This window comes from Oleiphilus sp. HI0043, from assembly GCF_001634935.1.
Genome location: NZ_LWEY01001057.1, coordinates 1 through 18768 on the forward strand (window position 1 = coordinate 1; position 18768 = coordinate 18768).

Below are 18768 nucleotides of genomic sequence, written 5' to 3' on the forward strand. Positions count from 1 at the left end.
GAAAGCAATGGTAAAATTCACCGCATATGATTTCACGGTTTATGGAGGGCTCGAAGCTGAGCTGGTTCATATTAGTGCTGATTCCAGTACAAATGAACAAGGTGATAGCTTCTACCTGGTACGCGTCAAGACGCGAGATAATAACTTGAAGTTCGGAGACAAGCTCCTTCCGGTTATTCCTGGTATGATTGCCCAAGTAGATATTCTGACAGGGAAGAAAACCTTGCTGACGTATCTCTTGAAACCAATATTAAAAGCCCGGCAGGTTGCGCTGACCGAACAGTAAGTTTTGACTTGCTCACTATGCAACTTTTCAGGGTTTTATCTACGGATAGATAATAATAAGTAGCAACCAGTTTGGTTGTTAACGTAGAGGCAATAATAAAATGCAGTTTCTTTCGCGCTTGTTCTTGTGCTTAGCTGTCACAGGCTGTTTTAGCGTGGCCCCGGTTTTTTCCCAAGAGCTAGATTCAAGTTTCTCGAACATTATAGATGAGCCAGGGCTGTCTAAGAAAGCTTCGGCAGTTCGTGGCATTCAGGAGAGCGTGAGCTTAACCTTAGCCAGTCATCCGCAACTTAAAGCAATGGTCAGCGAGTTGTATGCTCAGATGGCGGACATCGAGGAGCGGGAGTCTGCGTTTCTACCTAAGCTTGTTTTATCTCTAGGTGTCGGGCGTGAGCATAGTAATAACACTTCGACAAGGTCATTGACGGGAAGTGGCTCTGAACAAATGGAGCGCCGAGAAGCTTCACTTGCCTTAAGGCAAATGTTATTTGATGGCTTTCATACTCATTGGCAGCGTGAAAGCGGCGTAGAGATGGGGCAGGCACGACGTCTAGCGATGCGCTCTCAGGCAGAAACGCTAGCCTATGATGCTGTGCAGGCGCATTTGGATGTTATGCGTGCGAACTTTGCTCTTGAGGATCATATTGCGAACCTGCAAACTCATGAACGGATTGCGAAAGACGTGGGTACGAGAGCTCGTTTGGGAAAAGATGACCGAGCCAAGGTAAGTCAGGTCAGTGCGCGTTTATCTTTATCTTTGGCAAATGTCGAGGCAGCAAAGGCTAAGCTTAGAGCGGCTGAGGCGGCTTATTTTCGAGTTGTAGGCTCAAGGCCTGCTTTATCTTTGGCTTTTAGTCCAGGCTTGTTATCGATGCCAAATTCGCTGGAACAGCTATTGGAAGAGGTGTCCTCACAGAATCCTCAGTTATTATCTGAAGCGCGAGCGCTTCGAGCGAGCAAGGCTGAGCGTTCGGCAGCGAAGTCTACTAATTTACCTTCGATTTATCTGGAATCTGGTGCGAGTTGGAATGATAACCTTGATGGTGTTAAAGGGCGAAATAATGATGCTTTTGTGATGCTGCGTATGCAATATGACTTATTCAACGGTGGGCGAGACTCAGCGGCTAAGAATAAGGCTGCTCTGCGTGTTAAGCGGGCAGGGTATCGCATGGAAGATGCGCAGCGTGAGTTAAGCTTAGCGGCTGAGCAGGCTTGGCATCGTTACCAGAGTTTATCGACTCGTTACGCCTTACTTCAGGATTATGCAGAATCGGCAGAAAACACCAAGCGAGCCTACATTAAGCAGTTTGATATTGGCCAGCGAAGCTTGATTGATCTGCTGGATGCCGAGAATGAACTATTAAATGCTAAGCGTTTAAGTAGTGAGGCGCGATATGACTTGTATTTGATTAAGTATGAGCTGTTGTACCTGCAGGGTAGTTTGCTGGATCACTTGTCTCAAAATATTACGATATCCCCTAAAGTAACTAAGTTCCTGGACGAAAGGGCATGATGATGGATCAGCAAGAAAAGGAGGCTTTATTTTTAGCGTTACAGGATAGCGATGTTGATCTGGCGCGAGTGACGGAAGACCTCATCTCCTTGCTGGTGCAGAAAGGTATTATTTTGTTTACCGAACTGCCTAGCGCAGTACAGGCTAAGCTTGTTGATAGAGAAAAGCTGAGAGAAAAATTGGGCCAGGTGAATGTGTCTATATTATCGGAGGGCGATACGCTCTAGCTAAGTATTCAACTCTCTTAAGTAATGAGATGGTTGTCTTGAAAGTTTTGCTGAGTAATTTGCTGTAAAATCTCGCTTGCACTTGTATTGGCATTGTCTAGGGTCTCGCCCGTGGACTGATGGCTAGAGTTAGCCTTTCCGAATACGCTTTCTAGGTCGTTCTCTGTGTCATCATGTAGAACTTGATTTAACTCTAGGGTCTCTGGCTCGCTGGAGCTGTTGTTGGCAAAGAGTGGCTGATCACTTCCTTCAATCTTGATAATGACTGTTTGTGTCGTGCCATCAACACTTTCGACAACAAATGTGTCGAACAAGCGTTCTTTCTCTCCCAAAGAGATGACACTCGGGTTGTCAGTATTTAGTTCGTATCGCCAGTTGCCATGTTCATCAATACTGCCAGTGCCATAGTTAGAGCGGGTGGCAATGTCTTCGGCTGCTATAAAGTGAGATTGACCAAAGTCAGGGTCGTCGATGTTTAGCTTCTGTTCGGCGTAAGTGGCATTGGCTAAGTCGATCGTTTCAGAGTTGTCACCGCTTAAAAAAGGCTTGTCATCGGCGCCAAAAATAGTGATCTTGAGAAGTTGATTAGTACCGTCCACGCTTTTTAGCGGGATTAGGTCATGCAAAGTGTCGTTTTGATGAAGGCTTTTTACTGCGTCTGACTCACTATTGAGCGAATAAGTCCATTCGCCACTAGCGGAAATACTTACAAAGCCGTATGTGCCTTCAACCATGTCTTCAGCCAGCATTTGGGCTTCATCTTGGTCGAGGTCTTTAACAGTAAGCGTGCCGCTGATCGTTTCGGGTCTTTCACCAGGGCTATAGTTACTTAGTGCTGAAACTTCAGCGCTCTTGTCGCCAGAGATTGTTGCGCTGTCGTTAATCCCATGTATGGTGATATTGAGGGTAAATTTGTCGCCACTTTTGCTGATTAGGTCGATGCTGTCGATAAGGGAGTCGTTTGCCCCCAGTTCTTGAATTTTCGAAGTGTTGTTGTCTAGCGTGTATTGCCAGCTGCCGTCGCTGTTGTAATTGATTTGGCCATAAGCTGTTTCATGACTGGTTTCGTCAAATTCATAGTTTGTATCAACTTGGCCGCTTACTTCAAAGTGAATGTCTTCAGTAGTGCTTCGGTGCAGAGTTCCAAGGGATTTGCTGGAATGATCTATCTCTGCTTCTGTGTGAGGCGGTATGGCAGTTGAAGTGCTGACTTGTTCACTATTTTGTTCGTCTAAACTGGCTACTTCGTATTTGCTTTGCTTCGCTGAGTTGGCGGTACTTGTTTCTACATACGCATTGCTGGAAAAACTCTCGCCAGGTGGGCTGGAAAATTCTCCGTTAAGCTGGGTGGGGCTTTCTTCGTACCCGGCTGCAGTGGAGGGGAGTAGAGAGAAATCAAAATCTTCGTCGTTAATGATACTGTCTTGTAGGGTGGCAATATCGTTTAACTGTTGCTCGTTTGCGTTCGATAGCTCATGTTCCAGCTTCTTGAGTGTCGCCTTGGCTTGCAGTGCTTGGTTCGATGCTGTGTCGAGCTGTTCAAGGTTCAGCGAAGCTTCCTGTGGAGGGAAGATGTCATTAAGTAGTATGGATGGATGTACGTCCGGACTTGTCTTGTTAATGTCGGTGTTTGTAGTTTGCCCATGAGCCTGTTCAAGCACTTGGCTAGAAAAAAGGCGGGTTGATACTAACAGGCTAGGCTGAGCCGACATGAATGCACTCCGGTTGTACAATTAATACAGTGAGTTAATACACTAAGAGTATTATGAGTGTTTGTCTAGATTATGGCGGGCGGATTTTGTGATCAAATGTAAAAAACCCGCTAATGTTGTCATTAACGGGTTTCTATTCTGAGCCTGCTTGCGCAGGTCAGGCTATCTGTGAGGATAGCTTATAGAGCGTCGTGCTTATAGAGAGTAGTACAACTCAAACTCAACTGGGTGAGTTGTCATGTTCAATTTCTCTACTTCTTCACGCTTAAGATCTAGGAAACCCTGGATCATGTCTTCAGTGAACACGTCGCCCTTAGTTAGGAATTCGTGGTCAGCTTCAAGAGCATTCAATGCTTCTTCGAAAGTCGCTGCTACAGTTGGGATCTCTGCTGCTTCTTCTGCTGGTAGGTCATATAGATCTTTATCAGCTGGGTCGCCAGGGTGGATCTTGTTCTGGATGCCGTCAAGGCCAGCCATTAGTAGCGCAGAGAACGCTAGGTATGGGTTAGCCGTTGGATCTGGGAAGCGAGCTTCCAGACGACGTGCTTTCGGGCTATTTACGTATGGAATACGGATAGAAGCAGAACGGTTACGTGCAGAGTAAGCCAACATAACTGGTGCTTCGAAGCCTGGAACCAAACGCTTGTATGAGTTAGTAGAAGCGTTAGTGAAAGCGTTCAAAGTCTTAGCGTGCTTAATGATACCGCCGATGTAGTATAGGCACTCATCAGATAGACCAGCATAGCCGTCACCAGCCATAACGTTAACGCCATCTTTTGCAAGAGACATGTGAACGTGCATGCCAGAACCGTTATCGCCAACTACTGGCTTAGGCATAAATGTCGCAGTCTTGCCGTAAGCGTGAGCAACGTTGTGTACACAATACTTAAGGATCTGAACTTCATCAGCCTTGTTTACTAGTGTATTAGCGCCAACACCGATTTCACACTGACCAGCAGTACCAACTTCGTGGTGGTGTACTTCGATTACTAGACCCATTGCTTCCATCGCTGCACACATTGCTGCACGAAGGTCGTGTAGAGAGTCAACTGGTGGTACTGGGAAGTAACCGCCTTTAACGCCTGGACGGTGACCAATGTTACCGCCTTCGAATTCTGCGTGGCTACCCCAAGCAGCTTCTTCAGAGTTGATTTCGTACATAGCGCCGTTCATGTCGGCTTTCCACTTAACGTCATCAAATACGAAGAATTCTGGCTCTGGACCAAACAATGCAGAGTCAGCGATACCTGTAGACTTCAAGTATTCTTCAGCACGGATCGCAACAGAGCGTGGGTCGCGCTCGTAGCCTTGCATAGTTGAAGGCTCAACGATGTTACAACGAACGATCAAAGTGCTTTCTTCTGTGAACGGGTCAAGTACTGCTGTAGCGTCTTCAGGCATAAGGATCATGTCTGATTCGTTGATGCCTTTCCAGCCAGCAATTGATGAACCGTCAAACATTTTGCCTTCTTCGAAGAAGTCTTCGTCAACTTCAGAAGATGGAATGCTTACGTGTTGTTCTTTACCGCGAGTATCTGTGAAGCGAAGGTCGACCCATGTGACTTCGTTTTCTTTGATTAGGCCGAGAGTTTTCTCTGACATTCTAATTTCTCCATTTTTGGACGTATTCGAAACAAAGGTTTGTTTCATGTTATTTCAAGTGCCGAGCACTGCACTAAATTGTCACACTCAAGTTGCGACATGCGCAGTGCCTAGCGATTTTCGCAGCAGGTGTCCGGCCTAACCAGTCTAAACAAACTTTTCAAATACTATTTATATTTCAAGTACCGTCCAAGTTGTCAGACGCCTTTGCTGGGCAGCCTGGAAGAGGAAAAAATGAAGGATAGCAGAACTATCTTCATTATTCCCCAATTATTTGTTGACATTAGTTTTTCTATGTCAGTGTGCAATATGTTTGCCAATTTTGATTATTTGTAAGTGCTTGAAAATAGGTGGCTGGAAGGGAGTATCAGTGGATTTTTACGATGTAATGCGCACCATAGCGGTGCTTCATGCTGTTTAGTGCAATAAAATGGTGCGACAGTAAAAAACTAAAATGTAAAATATTTGTTTACTGCATTTTAATATGACGTTCTTTCTGTATAATTCGCGTCCAATTTATATTCAGTTACTTTTAATTTAAGTCTTGGATTTAGTCTTTTCAGGATAACAGGTACCCGTATTGTGATAGAGAAATTAAGAAATATTGCCATCATTGCTCACGTTGATCATGGTAAAACGACGCTTGTAGATAAGTTGTTAAGCCAATCGGGTACACTCGAACGTCGGGACGAAGGTTCTGAGCGTATCATGGACTCCAATGACCAGGAAAAAGAGCGCGGTATTACCATTCTGGCAAAAAATACAGCCATTCAATGGAATGACTATCATATCAATATCGTTGACACACCTGGGCACGCTGACTTCGGTGGCGAAGTAGAGCGTGTATTATCGATGGTTGACTCGGTATTGCTGTTGGTTGATGCCGTTGATGGGCCGATGCCTCAAACTCGTTTTGTGACTTCAAAAGCGTTTGAGCAGGGTTTACGTCCTATTGTTGTAATCAATAAAATAGATCGCCCGGGTGCTCGTCCAGACTGGGTGATGGATCAGGTTTTCGATTTGTTTGATAGCTTGGGTGCGACGGATGAACAGTTAGACTTCCCTGTTATTTATGCGTCGGCGCTGAATGGTATTGCTGGTTCAGACCCTGAGGATATGGCTGACGATATGACGCCGCTGTATGAGATGATCACAGAACAAGTGCCAGCGCCTGATGTAGATCCTGAAGGAATGTTCCAGATGCAGGTGTCTGCATTGGCTTACGACAGCTACGTAGGTGTTATTGGTGTAGGTCGTATTACTCGCGGAACATTGAAGCCAAATCAGCAAGTAATTATTAAAGATGCCAAGGGTAATGAGCGTAAAGGCAAGGTGCTTAACGTCAAAACTCATATGGGGCTTGAGCAGGTTGAGACGCCACTGGCGAATGCTGGAGATATTGTTTGTATCAATGGTATTGATGGCTTAGGTATTTCAGATACTTTGTGTGACCCGGAGTGTGTAGAGGCTTTGCCAGCACTAAACGTAGATGAGCCAACCGTAAGTATGACCTTCGTGGTGAATGATTCTCCTTTTGCAGGCCTGGAAGGTAAGTTTGTTACGACGCGTAATATTAAGGACCGTCTTGATCAAGAGCTTATTCACAATGTGGCATTACGAGTGGCGCCAGGTGATACGCCGGACAAGTTTGTTGTCTCGGGTCGTGGTGAATTACACCTTTCTGTATTGATTGAAACAATGCGTCGTGAAGGTTTTGAGATGGCGGTATCGCGCCCTGAAGTTGTCCAGAAAGAAGTTGATGGCCAGATTCACGAGCCGTATGAGATGGTTGTAATTGATGTTGAAGAGCAGCATCAAGGGCCTGTGATGGAAGCAATGGGTTTGCGAAAGGCAGAATTAACCAATATGGAGTTGGATGGTAAAGGGCGTGTGCGTCTTGAGTTTGTTATCCCTTCTCGTGGTTTGATCGGTTTCCGTGGATTATTCCTGACGCTGACTTCTGGTTCAGGCATCATGACGAGTGTCTTTGATCACTATGGCGAAGTGAAGTCTGGTGGCTCTTTTGAGCGTCAGAACGGTGTGTTGGTGAGTATGGTCAAAGGTAAGACCACTGCTTATTCGTTGTTTACTGTTCAGCAGCGTGGCCGTTTATTCTTAGGCCCTGGTGTTGATATTTATGAAGGTCAGATTGTCGGCATTCACTCACGCTCTAATGACTTGGTTGTTAATACGGTCAAAGGTAAGCAGCTAACGAACGTTCGTGCATCGGGTACCGATGAGGCCTTGACCTTGGTTCCGCCGATTACGCATACGCTAGAGCAGGCGCTTGAGTTTATCGAAGATGATGAGTTGGTTGAAGTAACGCCAGAAAGCATTCGTATTCGTAAGAAGCTTCTTACCGAGACTGAGCGAAAGCGTAATAAGAAGTAAGCTTCTGTATAGTCTGTATAGAAAGTAGCTTAATAATTAAGCCCGCCTCCATATTTGGAGGCGGGCTTTTTTGTGGGTCATCGATATGACATATTAAAGGATTATGCTTAATTAAGCTTGGGAGAGAAAAGTGAAAGGTCTGATTCAGCGGGTAAGCTCTGCTTCGGTCGAGGTCTCTGGTGAAGTGGTTGGGGAGATATCTAAAGGGGTTTTGTTATTGCTGGGCGTTGAGAAGCAAGATACTGAAGCTTCGGCACAGGCTTTGCTTGAAAAGGTAGTGGGCTATCGTATTTTTGAGGATGAAGCTGGTCGAATGAACAAAAGCCTAAGGGATATAGGAGGTGAGTTATTGCTGGTTTCCCAGTTTACGTTGGCAGCGAATACAAAAAAGGGGCGGCGGCCAAGCTTTTCAGAGGCCAGTGAGCCTGGGCGAGCGCAAGAGCTTTATAAGATATTTGGAGAAATGGCCGAGGCGCAAGGTGTTCGTGTGCAGAGAGGGGTATTTGGTGCGGATATGCAAGTTTCTCTGGTGAATGACGGGCCGGTTACCTTTTTGCTTGAGGTGTAGTTATTGTGTGCTTGTTAGTGGATTTTGAGCTTTTTTGGTGCAAAACGGCTAATTTGCGAGAAAAATGTAATTATTTTTTGTACTTTTGTTTATTTGCTGCTAAATAATAGTTAAGCTTAATTTTAAAAAGGACTTGTAAGATATTGTTTGTACTGGTTAACCACTAGAGAATGACTGGTATATCTTTATTGCAAGTGCAATGACGCATATAAAAGTGAAGTAAGTTTTGCTTGGCATTAAATAAGGCTTGGGTGTTTTTGATCTAGATCATTCAGGTCTAAACCTTAACAAGCTGTAACGTGCCTTAGTGCTCAAACTTGTCTTAATATGTTGATAGGAAAGATAAAACACATTTTAATTTGTTAAGTAATTGGCAGATATAAGATGAAACTTATGTTGGGAACATGTCTGAAGAATTGATTTTTGACACATTTCTGACATATTTTATAAATAATATAGGCGGCCGGAAGACTGTGCTGTATTAACGGTGCTGTATTAACGGCATAACTAATAATAATTTAATCGCTAAGTATATTTAACGAGATTCCAGGATGAGCCTGACTCTCATTAAAATTTTAACAGAAAAAAGGAAGACGAAATGAAAAAGACCCTGATCGCTTCAGCTGTAGCAGCAGCTACTCTATCTACTGGTGTAATGGCAGCAGATAAAGGTATTGAATTCTACGGTGATATCGATGTTGCATATGTACATGCAGATGCTGACGGAAATACTGCCAACGCTGTAATGGATAGTGACTCTACTTTTGGTTTGACTCACTCTCACATGGTTTCTGAAGGCGTAACTGCTTTTGCTAAAGTAGAATTTGAATTCGACGCAGACGAAACTACAGCTGGTATCAACCAGTCTGATGAAATCTATGTTGGTGTTAAAGGTGACTTCGGTTCTGTTCAATACGGTGTTGATGACACAGTATATGAGTGGGTAGACGTAACAGACACTTCTGAGTTTGTTGGCTTAGAAGGCGAATTGGCTGCAGATAGCGAAGTTGAGAACCTACAATATGTTTCTCCTGAGATTGCTGACGGTTTAACTGTTGGTGTAACTTTGCCAGTTGAAAGCAGCTCTGTATTCGCTGGTGCTTTAGCTGCTAAATACGCTATGGATAACCTTGAACTTGCTTTTGCATACTCTATGGGTCGCGAAGAAGCTGGTGTTGAAGCAGAAGATACTATTGGTTTAGGTGCTACTTACTCAATGGATGATATTACTGTAATGCTTGGTTACGAAAGCATGTCAGATACAGTTGATTACATTGGTTTGCAGGGCATGTACACAATGGGTCAGAACCAGTTTGCTCTAGGTTATGGTATGAAGTCTTATGATGGTGCAGAAGACGAAGCGACAATTGCGCTTCAAGCTCTTCATAATGTAACAGATCATTTGTTTGTAGCTCTAGAATACACAACGTCTACTGACCTTGGTGGTGTTGATGGTGCGGATGTTGACGTACTAGCTATCGGCGCTAACTACAGCTTCTAAGTTGTAAGTTTAGAACTAAGCTCTAAAAAGCCGGTGACTTTCACCGGCTTTTTTTTGCCTGAAATTTATGTAAATCAAACGATAAGGTGTTTTGTGCCGAAAGAAATTGAACTAAAACTTAGTGTTGTGGGTGAAAGTCTTGCTGTGCTTGAGAGCTTGGAAGCGTGTTTGAGCAATCAGGGGTTTGTGCTTGAGTTGCAGCGAAAGCCTTTGCAGAATATTTACTATGATACGCCTGATAAGATATTGAACCAGCATCGAATGGCTTTGCGGGTTCGGAAAAAAGGCGATGCTTTTATTCAAACCTTGAAGACCAAGGGGAAGTCGGTAAGCGGTCTAAGTGAACGTGGTGAATGGGAATGGGAATTGGCGGATAACAAGCTAGATATTTCACTTCTAGAGGGCTTGGATGTTTGGCCGGAAGGAATGAATTTGGAAAGTTTAAATGCGGTGTTTGAGACGAACTTTGTTAGGCATCAGGTATTAATTGAATGGCAGGGTAGCGAAATTGAATTAGCTTTTGACCAGGGCGAGGTGTTGTCAAAAGGTAAGTGTCTGCCAATCAAAGAAATTGAGCTAGAGCTAATGTCGGGTGAGGTTGAAGCGCTAAAAAGTTTGGCAGCCGTATTGGGGCAAGCTATTCACTTGAAAGCGTCTGACACGAGTAAAGCCGAGAGAGGCTATTCTTTATTGGCAGCGAGCTAAGTATTTCAGACATACTTGATCAAGCGCATTGAGCTGACATGCTCGCTGCGTTACTTTTCTCAGATAACAATATCGAAAATTGAGAGCTATCTATATGAGCAGTGCTAACATCGCAATCGGTACCCAAGTTGAGAATGTAATTAATCAGTTTCCGGGGTTTATTCAAGCAAGTCTACGTAACGCCTGGCAAGAGTTGAGTGCTTATTATGTTGGCGAAGCATGTTTGGAAGATATTCGCTGGGAAACGCTCGAATGCCCTTGGTCAAAAGACTTTATTCAGAGCATTTTGGATGTATGGTCGCGCAGCGACTATGTTAGAGAGTCCAGTTTAAAGTACCCTGAATGGTTGCATGAGTGGTCGGGCAGCGATTCAGCACTGTTTACTTCAAAGTTGGAAGGGCAATATAAGCGCGATTTAAGTTCACGCTGTAAAGCAGTCAATGATGAAGCTGAATTGATGTCAGTTCTGCGAGTATTTCGTCGCTATGAAATGACGCGGCTTATGTGGCGCGATCTCTTAAGCTTGGTAGAGCTGGAAGAAACACTTTCGGACGTAAGTGCTTTGGCCGATGCAGCGGTTGAAGTTGCTTTGGATGTCTTATACAAACAGCTTTGCGAGCGTTATGGCACCCCTTTTTCTAGAGCAAAAGAGGGCGGTGCACCTATCCCTCAGCACATGCTGGTGTTGGCGATGGGCAAACATGGCGCTTATGAATTAAATGTATCTTCCGATATCGACCTGATTTTTGCCTATCCTGAATCTGGTGAGACCGATCACGCCAAAAAGCCAATTGAAAACCAGCTCTTCTTCACGCGCCTGGGGCAAAGGCTCATCAATGCTTTGGATGCCATGACCTCTGAGGGTTTCGTATTCCGTGTCGATATGCGCTTGCGGCCTTATGGTGATAGTGGCGCATTGGCGATGAACTTCGCTTCCTTTGAAGACTACTATCACAACCAGGGACGGGAGTGGGAACGTTATGCCATGATCAAGGCGCGTATCGTTAATGCCGACGCAAACCCTGAAGCCAGCGCGGCCTTAATGGATATTATTAGCCCTTTTGTTTACCGCAAGTATGCTGATTTTACCTCTGTGCAAGCCTTGCGCGATATGAAGCGTATGATTATGGCTGAAATGCACCGCAAAGGTGGAGAGCAAAATATTAAGCTGGGTGATGGCGGCATTCGAGAGATCGAATTTATTGCCCAGGCCTGCCAATTGATTCATGGTGGCCGAGACGAACGCCTCCAGCAGCAGGGCTTGGTAAGCGTTTATCGTACATTGCAAGAAAATGAATATTTACCCTCGGAATGGGTCGATACTTTATTACTTGCCTATCGACTATTGCGTAATTTGGAGCATGCGATACAAGGCTTGGCAGACCAACAAACCCAGTTAATTCCAGAATCAGAAGAGAGCCGTCAGCGTATTGCTTGGTCGATGAGCTATTCAGACTGGCCAAGTTTAGAGGCAGAGCTGAATGAGCATCGTTCAGCGGTGAGTCAATGCTTTGCCGATTTTCTGCATGACCCTGAAGAAGATGGTGATCAGGAGGAAGCAGGAAGGGCTTGGTTGGCAGCTTGGCTGGCTGAAGAGCGTTCACAGCTTTTGCAGCCAATGTTCCAAGAGGCAGGTTATGAGTCGCCTGCACAGAGTGTTAGTGATTTGGAACAGTTACGAGAGCATCGCTTGTTTACCTTGATGTCACCAGAAGCACGGCAGCGTTTTGAGACTTTTCTGCCCCTATTGCTGGATGAAGCTGCTGAAACCAATAAGCCGTCGCTTACATTGGCGCGCATGCTGGGGCTTGTTAGTTCGATACTGGGTCGCTCAGTTTACTTTGTTCTATTGTATGAGAATACAGGAGCGCTTAAGCAGTTGTGCCGCTTATGTTCAGAAAGCCCGTGGGTGTCTGAACATATTGCTAAAAGTCCGGTTATTCTTGATGAGTTGCTGGATGCCCGAAGTCTATTCCATCCACCGAATCGAGAGCAATTACAAGATGAGCTAAGGCAGCAAATGTTGAGAATTCCAGAGGATGATCTGGAAACTCAAATGAACTGCCTACGAACTTTCAAACAATCTCATATGTTGCGTGTGGCTGCATCGGAGTTAGGTGGACACTTGCCTTTAATGAAAGTAAGTGATTACTTAACATGGTTGGCCGAAGTCCTTCTGGAAGAGTCTTTAGCCATCGCATGGCATAATCTAGTCGTTAAACACGGTGTGCCAAGTGGTTTAAGCAGTGACGAGAAAGGGATTGCTGGCGAAGGTTTTGCCGCAATTGGTTACGGGAAGCTAGGTGGCTTGGAGTTAGGTTATAGCTCTGACCTGGATATGGTCTTTCTCTATGACGCTGATGACTATGGCGTGACATCGGGGCCAAAGTCGATTGATAATCAGGTATTTTATATGCGTCTAGGGCAGAGAATAATTCATATTCTGTCAGCTCAGACAACGCAAGGAATGCTGTATGAGTCAGACATGCGTTTGCGTCCCTCGGGCAATTCTGGAATGTTGGTGTCGTCGCTAGCTGCGTTCAAAAAGTATCAGCAAAATGATGCTTGGACATGGGAACATCAAGCTTTAGTTAGGGCGCGTGGTATTGCGGGTGACCCAAAGCTTATCGAAAATTTTAATCTGGTTCGACGAGACATACTGGCAGCACCCAGAGATGAAGCTGAGCTTAGGGCAGAAGTTAAAGCTATGCGCGAAAAAATGAAGGCTGCCGCCAAAGCGGGAAGTATCAAGCAAGGTGATGGTGGTCTGGTGGATATCGAATTTATCACCCAGTTTGGCGTGTTGAACTTCGCGCACCAAGATTCTAGCTTGATGGACTGGACCGATAATATTCGCATATTAGAGGTTTTAGAGAAGCTGGATTGTTTTGAAGGCATTGATTTATCCGTACTGAGTGCATCCTATCGGGAGCTGCGTTCTGGTTTGCATCGAAATAGCTTGGCTGATGAGGCGGATAAAACAACGATCGCTGATTATGCTGAAACATGCAGCAAGGTAACGGAGATTTGGCAAAAAGTCTTCGTGGCCTAGTGATATTTAAGCAAGATTTTCCTGGCTTAATGCTCTAAAATTAGCACCGTGATTAATTATCAAGTAGTGAATAATGGAAGCTTTTAGAGCCAAATTAGTAGTCTATATCCTTAAATTCTTAGCGAGCCTTGGTTTAAGCAAAGCCCAGGCTCTCGGTCGTTTTATTGGTCGGATTCTATGGATGGGCGACTCCGAGACCACACGTGTCACCAAAGAAAATATCTCGCATTGTTATCCCGAGCTATCAGAAAGCGACCAGAGAGAGCTAACACGGCGCAGTCTACTTGAAACCGGTATGTTATTTGCCGAATTTGGAGTGATGTGGGAATGGCCCACTGAAAAGACTTTGAATTTAATTCGCTCGGTTGAAGGTAAAGAGCACCTTGACGCGATATTTGAAAAGGGTAAAGGAGCGATTGTATTGGCGCCTCATCATGGAAATTGGGAGCTAGTTGGTTTGTATTTATCAACGCTTCGACCGATGGCTGCTCTATACAAACCGCCTAAAATAAAAGCCTTGGAAGAATATATGTCTTCGGTGCGAGGTCGTCATGGTTCTGAGTTAGTGCCAACCAATAGGCGGGGCGTTATTCGTTTGTTTTCTATCCTCTCGGATCAGGGGATGGTTGGTATTCTGCCAGACCAGGTGCCAGGCGGAACGGGCGGTGTTAATGCTCCTTTTATGGGAATAGAGGCTAATACGGTAAAGCTTGTATCTCGCTTGATTGGCCGCACTGGCTGTGAAGTCGTGAGCTTGTGTGCGATTCGCCGTCCCAAAGGGGATGGTTTTGATATGGTGTTCAAACCAGCTGATCCTGAGATATATAGTGACGATATCGCTACATCCGTCGCGGCATTGAATCGCTCAGTTGAAGCATGTATCGAAAGTCATCCCGAACAATACCAATGGGAGTACAAACGCTTTAAAGGGATGACGATAGACGGGCGTAAGGCTTATAGTAAGCTTAACCCATAGATTGGTTTAACGCTGCTATTGAGAATAGCCTTCAATCAAATAATTCCAGTCATTGTGAGTCCACTTTATCCCATGCCTTGTTACTTCCTTTTCAAAGCTGCGTTTTAAGCGCTTCAGATTACTGCTTTTCCAGGCATGCTTTGGCTTTAACATTTTGGCGCGATCAAAGTCGATGAGCCAAAATAAGCCCTCTTCATCTTGCAAAATGTTTTGAATGTTCAGGTCAGCATGATAAACACCCGCTTTGTGGAATCTTGCGATTAAAGCGCCTAATGTGAAATAGAAGTCTTTGCTTTGTACTTGTTTGAGTACTTGCAGTAAGTCTTGTGCATTAGGAATGCGGTGTGTCAGTAAGTCTGCCTGATAATATAGGCCTCTTTTGACTACCTGTGCGGCAGCAGGCTTGGGAACCGGCAAGTTTTGTTGATTGAGTAAACTCAAGATATTGAACTCACTGACAGAACGACTCTTTTGCCAGCCTTTAAAAAGGTAGTGGTCGTTGCTGATTTTACTCATCATGCCGCCGCGCAGATAATGTCTTAACACCAGTGAATGAGACTTGTGTTGGATAAACCAGGTTGTTCCACGTCCAGACTCTTGTCCATTAACGGCATTGAGCTTTTTCCAATAGCCTGATTCAAAGAGCTCGCTGGATATGTCCGAAAAACATTCACTATCATAGAGCCAATAATGCTGGCCGTTTTGAGAGGACTCTATATTCGGCATGATTTCAAGTTCCTTGAATCGTTTGGGTGGCGTTCTAGCTAAGACAATTCTAATTCATACAGGGCGATGGTGTCTCGGCACATTTGTGAAAGAGAGAAGTTTTCTTTGACGAAGGCTGCCGCTTCAATGCCTTGCCTTGTGCGTTCGTCTTTACTGTATGCCAGGGCTCGTTCAATAGCCGCCGCCATAGAACTGGAGTCGCGAGGTTTACACATCAGGCTTTTATAGGGAGGGGAGATTGTCTCCTGACTACCTCCGTGGTTTGTAGCAACTACCATGCGTTGCATCACTTGAGCTTCGCAGGCAGTACGACCGAAGGATTCCGGCTTGACGGAGGCTGAAATTACCAGATCAGCCAGCGCATAGGCTGCTGGCATGTTGTCGAAGTTTCCGGTTAACTTGACGTGAGCTTGCAAACCTTTTTCAGCGATCAAGGCTTCCAGTTCTTGTTTATATGCATCTTTTCCAGGCTCGTCGCCAACGAACAAGCAGTAAAAGTTACGATGGGGCAATTTAGCCAGTGCTTCTATTAGTACTTGATGGCCTTTAATTCGAGTTAGCCTTCCAGGCAGCATGATAATGTTTTTCCCCTCAGGGACTGACCATGCTGTCTTGAGCTGTTTCGCAGCGAGCTGAGCTTCTTCCAGCTCAAACCTATCCAGGTCGATGCCGCGAAAAATCAGCTTGGTCTTAGTGTTGAAGGTGGGGTAGACCTCTTCTATATGCTGTTGTACAAACTTAGAAACAGCGATCACATGCTGGCTTCTAAGCATGGCGCTGTTATACCAGCGCTTGAGAGCATTCTGGTGACCGTAGACACCATGAAAGGTGGTGACAAAGGGAATGTTGCTTTGTTTTGATGCCCATAAGGCGCTCCAGGCTGGAGCGCGAGAGCGAGCATGGATTAGGTCAATCTTCTGCGTTTCTATCAGCTTTGCTAGCTTTCTACTGTTCCACCACATAAGTATGGGGTTCTTGCTGTGAACGGGGAGCTCGATATGCTTCGACCCTTGTTGTTCAAGCGCCTTAACCATAGGGCCGCCAGAAGAAACAACCAATGAACGGTAGCCTTGCTCAACCAGTTCTTGAGCGAGGTCTAAAGTGCCTGTTTCGACACCGCCAGAAACCAGGCTTGGCAAAACTTGTAATATCGTTTTTTGTCTCATGCTTGCCCTGTGGTTTGCGCAGTAAGAGAAAGTTGTTGGTATCGTTTCAAAAGCCAGGTGGCAGCTGCCGAAGCCTCGTCAAGGCTTGCTGGTAAGTCAGGATAAAACTGTGCTTTCTTATTGCTTTGCCATTGACCGAAGTCGATAAGTTTGCCGCTAGAGGTGAGTCTGTTGATATGCATGCAAATTCGCTTCTTTTCTGATTTCGATACCATTGGCAGCTCTAATAGTGCGGTGGGCGAGCCTGACGTTAAGGACTCGTAGAGCATTGACATGCTGTCAGGTGTTACCCAAGTAAAAGCGCTGGACTGAAGTGCTTCATCTACTGGGCCAAAACTGCCATCTTGATACCGGTGACAGCTTAGGTTTGCTATTTCGAAACTTGAAATCTTGTCGATAAAGCTTAGCGGTGTTCGTGGCGAGTCGCTCAAGTGCCATAAAACTTCCCGGCGGGTGTCGCAAATTTCTTGGATTTGCTTAATCAAATTCGACTCGTCCCATACGAAGTGCTTAGAAGGGCCGCCGATCATCATAAGGTGTTGTGTTCGTTTCGTGTTTGGTGGGGGTGAAATCTTTGTGATAGGCCCTTGCGTTGTCATGACCCGTTCACTATTGGCTAGCCCGTCATGTTCGGGGCAAATGACGCCATCAAATAGCGGCAGCGGTAGGCTGGGTTTCATAATGACAAAGCTTTTGGCGCGGTGGGTCCGGGCGAGCATGAGCAGGCTTTTGTGAGTGCCGTGCCCTGCGCCAATGATGATGTCCGGGCTGTTATCCTGTTTTGTGGGAAGTAACAATCCTCGAAAGCCGACTTGCAGTGTTTGGCTGTCTAGCCAGAGCTCTTCGATATTAGTCTGGCGGGCAAGCGCTTTAGTTAGACCTTTTAGCTGACTGATGTGTCCGGCCCGCCCATCATGACAGACCCAAACCATCAAAGGTCGGGTAGCTCTCGTGTTAGATTGGCTTGACATAGATATCGTTTTCCTCGGAAGCGCTCTCTCATCAAGTGATGTGAGAAGCGCTGCTAATCGTCTATACTGCGTCTTTTGAATTTTTCGAAAGGCGCTTATGTTCCGCTTAGTTTACACAATTCTTTTCGCACTCTGTATGCCATTTGTTTATCTGAAGCTTTTATGGCGAGGATTTAAGGCGCCAGAATATAAGGCCAGAAAAATGGAGCGTTTTGGTTTTTTTAATGCGCCAAAGCTGAATAGAAGTATTTGGGTGCATGCTGTGTCCGTAGGCGAAGTGCTAGCAGCGGAGCCAATTATTCGAGAGATTCAAAGGCGTTTTCCAAACCGAGATATCGTTATCACTAGTATGACGCCAACCAGCTCCGAGCAAATTAGAAAGCGCTTTGGCAGTGATGTGTTTCATGTCTATGCACCTTACGATATTCCCTTTATGGTGAAGGCGTTTTTGCGCCGGGTAAAACCTGAATGTCTGATCATTATGGAAACCGAACTCTGGCCAAATATGATTCACCAGGTGATGCGAAGAAACTGCCCGGTTGTCATCGCTAATGCGCGTTTGTCAGAGCGCTCAGCAAAAGGCTACCGACGCTTGAAACCCGCTATTGGTTGGATGTTGAATGATCTGTCACTCGTGCTATGCCAGTACGAAAATGATGCTTCACGATTTGAATCACTAGATATCGCAAAGGAAAAGATTTTTGTAACGGGTAGCGTAAAGTTTGATACGAACGTGGAAGATAGTCATGTTAAAAAAGCCGCTCACCTGAGCGCAAATTTACCCGCTAAGCCTAAGATTTGGGTCGCGGCGAGTACGCATGAAGGCGAAGACGAGCTGGTTTTAAAAGTGCATGAACGTTTGAGGCAGCGCTTTCCCGATGCCTTGCTGGTATTAGTGCCTAGGCACCCTGAGCGCTTCGAAAGTGCTTTTCAGCAATCAAATAAGCAAGGCTTTAACACCGCACGAAGAAGCGAATTTGAAAAAATTCCCAGCGATGCAGAAGTATTTGTGGTGGATACCATGGGGGAGTTGATGGATTTTTATGCGACAGCTCAGGTTGCGGTAATAGGCGGTTCATTTACCGAAATTGGTGGCCATAACCCGATTGAGCCAGGCGCTTTGGGGTTGCCGATTTTAATTGGCCCCCATTACTTTAATTTTGAAGCTATTTGTCATCAACTGGTCGAAGCCAAGGGTATGGAAATTGTGGCAGATGAACTCGCGTTGCTCGAGTCGCTCGGAATGCTATTTTCAAACCCGGAACGGGCTCAGGAAATGGGGCAAAATGCATTGCAGAAAGTTGAGGCTAGCAAGGGAGCGGTGAAACGTGTTGTTGACCACCTGCAGCCCTTGCTTGAAGAAAGCTAGAGC

Annotated in this window: 14 protein-coding genes and 1 pseudogene; 10 read left to right on the forward strand and 5 right to left on the reverse strand. The window is 45.4% G+C overall.

All coding sequences use genetic code 11. The features are described 5' to 3' along the window. From A3729_RS32925 to A3729_RS11225, 3 genes and pseudogenes are all read left to right on the forward strand, one after another. Positions 1-286, forward strand: a pseudogene (locus A3729_RS32925) (HlyD family type I secretion periplasmic adaptor subunit); the annotation flags it as partial. Positions 287-386: 100 nt separating this feature from the next. Then, positions 387-1799, forward strand: coding sequence for a TolC family outer membrane protein (locus tag A3729_RS11220; RefSeq protein ID WP_068633841.1), 1413 nt, complete (start codon positions 387-389; stop codon positions 1797-1799). Further along, positions 1796-2026 (forward strand): hypothetical protein, encoded by a 231-nt coding sequence (locus A3729_RS11225; protein ID WP_156495336.1) that lies wholly within the window; start codon positions 1796-1798, stop codon positions 2024-2026. The genes A3729_RS11220 and A3729_RS11225 overlap by 4 nt, the downstream gene beginning before the upstream one ends. 17 nt (positions 2027-2043) lie before the next feature. On the opposite strand, the gene A3729_RS11230 is transcribed toward A3729_RS11225, so the two are convergent. Continuing rightward, a complete protein-coding gene (locus tag A3729_RS11230; RefSeq protein WP_068633844.1) occupies positions 2044-3738 on the reverse strand; it encodes a VCBS domain-containing protein in 1695 nt (564 codons plus the stop codon). Positions 3739-3933: 195 nt separating this feature from the next. Beyond that, a complete protein-coding gene (gene glnA, locus A3729_RS11235; protein ID WP_068633847.1) occupies positions 3934-5340 on the reverse strand; it encodes a glutamate--ammonia ligase in 1407 nt (468 codons plus the stop codon). A 582-nt stretch (positions 5341-5922) separates the two neighbouring features. Here glnA and typA point away from each other — a divergent pair. The 6 genes from typA (at position 5923) to A3729_RS11265 (ending at position 14533) form a co-directional block, all read left to right on the forward strand. Next, complete coding sequence (typA, locus tag A3729_RS11240) at positions 5923-7731, forward strand: translational GTPase TypA (RefSeq protein ID WP_068510231.1); 1809 nt, start codon at positions 5923-5925, stop codon at positions 7729-7731. Between the two features lie 130 nt (positions 7732-7861). After that, positions 7862-8299 (forward strand): D-aminoacyl-tRNA deacylase, encoded by a 438-nt coding sequence (gene dtd / locus A3729_RS11245; RefSeq protein WP_068510233.1) that lies wholly within the window; start codon positions 7862-7864, stop codon positions 8297-8299. 598 nt (positions 8300-8897) lie between these two features. Continuing rightward, positions 8898-9800: a porin gene (locus A3729_RS11250; protein WP_068510236.1), complete on the forward strand. Its 903-nt coding sequence runs from the start codon at positions 8898-8900 to the stop codon at positions 9798-9800. 93 nt (positions 9801-9893) lie between these two features. Beyond that, the gene (locus A3729_RS11255) at positions 9894-10505 is read left to right on the forward strand and encodes a CYTH domain-containing protein (RefSeq protein ID WP_068510239.1); all 612 of its coding nucleotides are present in this window, start codon (positions 9894-9896) and stop codon (positions 10503-10505) included. A gap of 94 nt (positions 10506-10599) precedes the next feature. After that, positions 10600-13557: a bifunctional [glutamate--ammonia ligase]-adenylyl-L-tyrosine phosphorylase/[glutamate--ammonia-ligase] adenylyltransferase gene (gene glnE, locus A3729_RS11260; RefSeq protein WP_082865324.1), complete on the forward strand. Its 2958-nt coding sequence runs from the start codon at positions 10600-10602 to the stop codon at positions 13555-13557. Positions 13558-13630: 73 nt separating this feature from the next. Further along, entirely contained in the window at positions 13631-14533 is a 903-nt protein-coding gene (locus tag A3729_RS11265; RefSeq protein WP_068510241.1) for a lysophospholipid acyltransferase family protein, read from the forward strand. Between the two features lie 15 nt (positions 14534-14548). Here the strand turns inward: A3729_RS11265 and A3729_RS11270 are convergent, their stop codons facing one another. From A3729_RS11270 to A3729_RS11280, 3 genes are read right to left on the reverse strand one after another with little or no spacing between them, the layout of a single operon-like run. Next, positions 14549-15259: a 3-deoxy-D-manno-octulosonic acid kinase gene (locus tag A3729_RS11270; RefSeq protein ID WP_068510247.1), complete on the reverse strand. Its 711-nt coding sequence runs from the start codon at positions 15257-15259 to the stop codon at positions 14549-14551. A gap of 38 nt (positions 15260-15297) precedes the next feature. Continuing rightward, positions 15298-16425 (reverse strand): glycosyltransferase family 4 protein, encoded by a 1128-nt coding sequence (locus A3729_RS11275; RefSeq protein ID WP_068510249.1) that lies wholly within the window; start codon positions 16423-16425, stop codon positions 15298-15300. Continuing rightward, positions 16422-17396 carry an ELM1/GtrOC1 family putative glycosyltransferase gene (locus A3729_RS11280; protein ID WP_068554042.1) on the reverse strand — a complete coding sequence of 325 codons (975 nt, stop codon included), beginning with the start codon at positions 17394-17396 and terminating at the stop codon, positions 16422-16424. The genes A3729_RS11275 and A3729_RS11280 overlap by 4 nt, the downstream gene beginning before the upstream one ends. A 97-nt stretch (positions 17397-17493) precedes the next feature. On the opposite strand from A3729_RS11280, the gene waaA reads away from it, so the two are divergent. Beyond that, positions 17494-18765: a lipid IV(A) 3-deoxy-D-manno-octulosonic acid transferase gene (gene waaA / locus A3729_RS11285; protein WP_068508161.1), complete on the forward strand. Its 1272-nt coding sequence runs from the start codon at positions 17494-17496 to the stop codon at positions 18763-18765. Positions 18766-18768 lie beyond the last annotated feature (3 nt).

What these genes read in the sequence shown, in the direction of transcription:
- A3729_RS11220 (WP_068633841.1), top strand. Translation starts at nt 387, where the DNA reads ATGCAGTTTCTTTCGCGCTTGTTCTTGTGCTTAGCTGTCACAGGCTGT.
- A3729_RS11225 (WP_156495336.1), top strand. Translation starts at nt 1,796, where the DNA reads ATGATGATGGATCAGCAAGAAAAGGAGGCTTTATTTTTAGCGTTACAG.
- A3729_RS11230 (WP_068633844.1), bottom strand. Translation starts at nt 3,738, where the DNA reads ATGTCGGCTCAGCCTAGCCTGTTAGTATCAACCCGCCTTTTTTCTAGC.
- glnA (WP_068633847.1), bottom strand. Translation starts at nt 5,340, where the DNA reads ATGTCAGAGAAAACTCTCGGCCTAATCAAAGAAAACGAAGTCACATGG.
- A3729_RS11250 (WP_068510236.1), top strand. Translation starts at nt 8,898, where the DNA reads ATGAAAAAGACCCTGATCGCTTCAGCTGTAGCAGCAGCTACTCTATCT.
- glnE (WP_082865324.1), top strand. Translation starts at nt 10,600, where the DNA reads ATGAGCAGTGCTAACATCGCAATCGGTACCCAAGTTGAGAATGTAATT.
- A3729_RS11265 (WP_068510241.1), top strand. Translation starts at nt 13,631, where the DNA reads ATGGAAGCTTTTAGAGCCAAATTAGTAGTCTATATCCTTAAATTCTTA.
- A3729_RS11270 (WP_068510247.1), bottom strand. Translation starts at nt 15,259, where the DNA reads ATGCCGAATATAGAGTCCTCTCAAAACGGCCAGCATTATTGGCTCTAT.
- A3729_RS11275 (WP_068510249.1), bottom strand. Translation starts at nt 16,425, where the DNA reads ATGAGACAAAAAACGATATTACAAGTTTTGCCAAGCCTGGTTTCTGGC.
- A3729_RS11280 (WP_068554042.1), bottom strand. Translation starts at nt 17,396, where the DNA reads ATGTCAAGCCAATCTAACACGAGAGCTACCCGACCTTTGATGGTTTGG.
- waaA (WP_068508161.1), top strand. Translation starts at nt 17,494, where the DNA reads ATGTTCCGCTTAGTTTACACAATTCTTTTCGCACTCTGTATGCCATTT.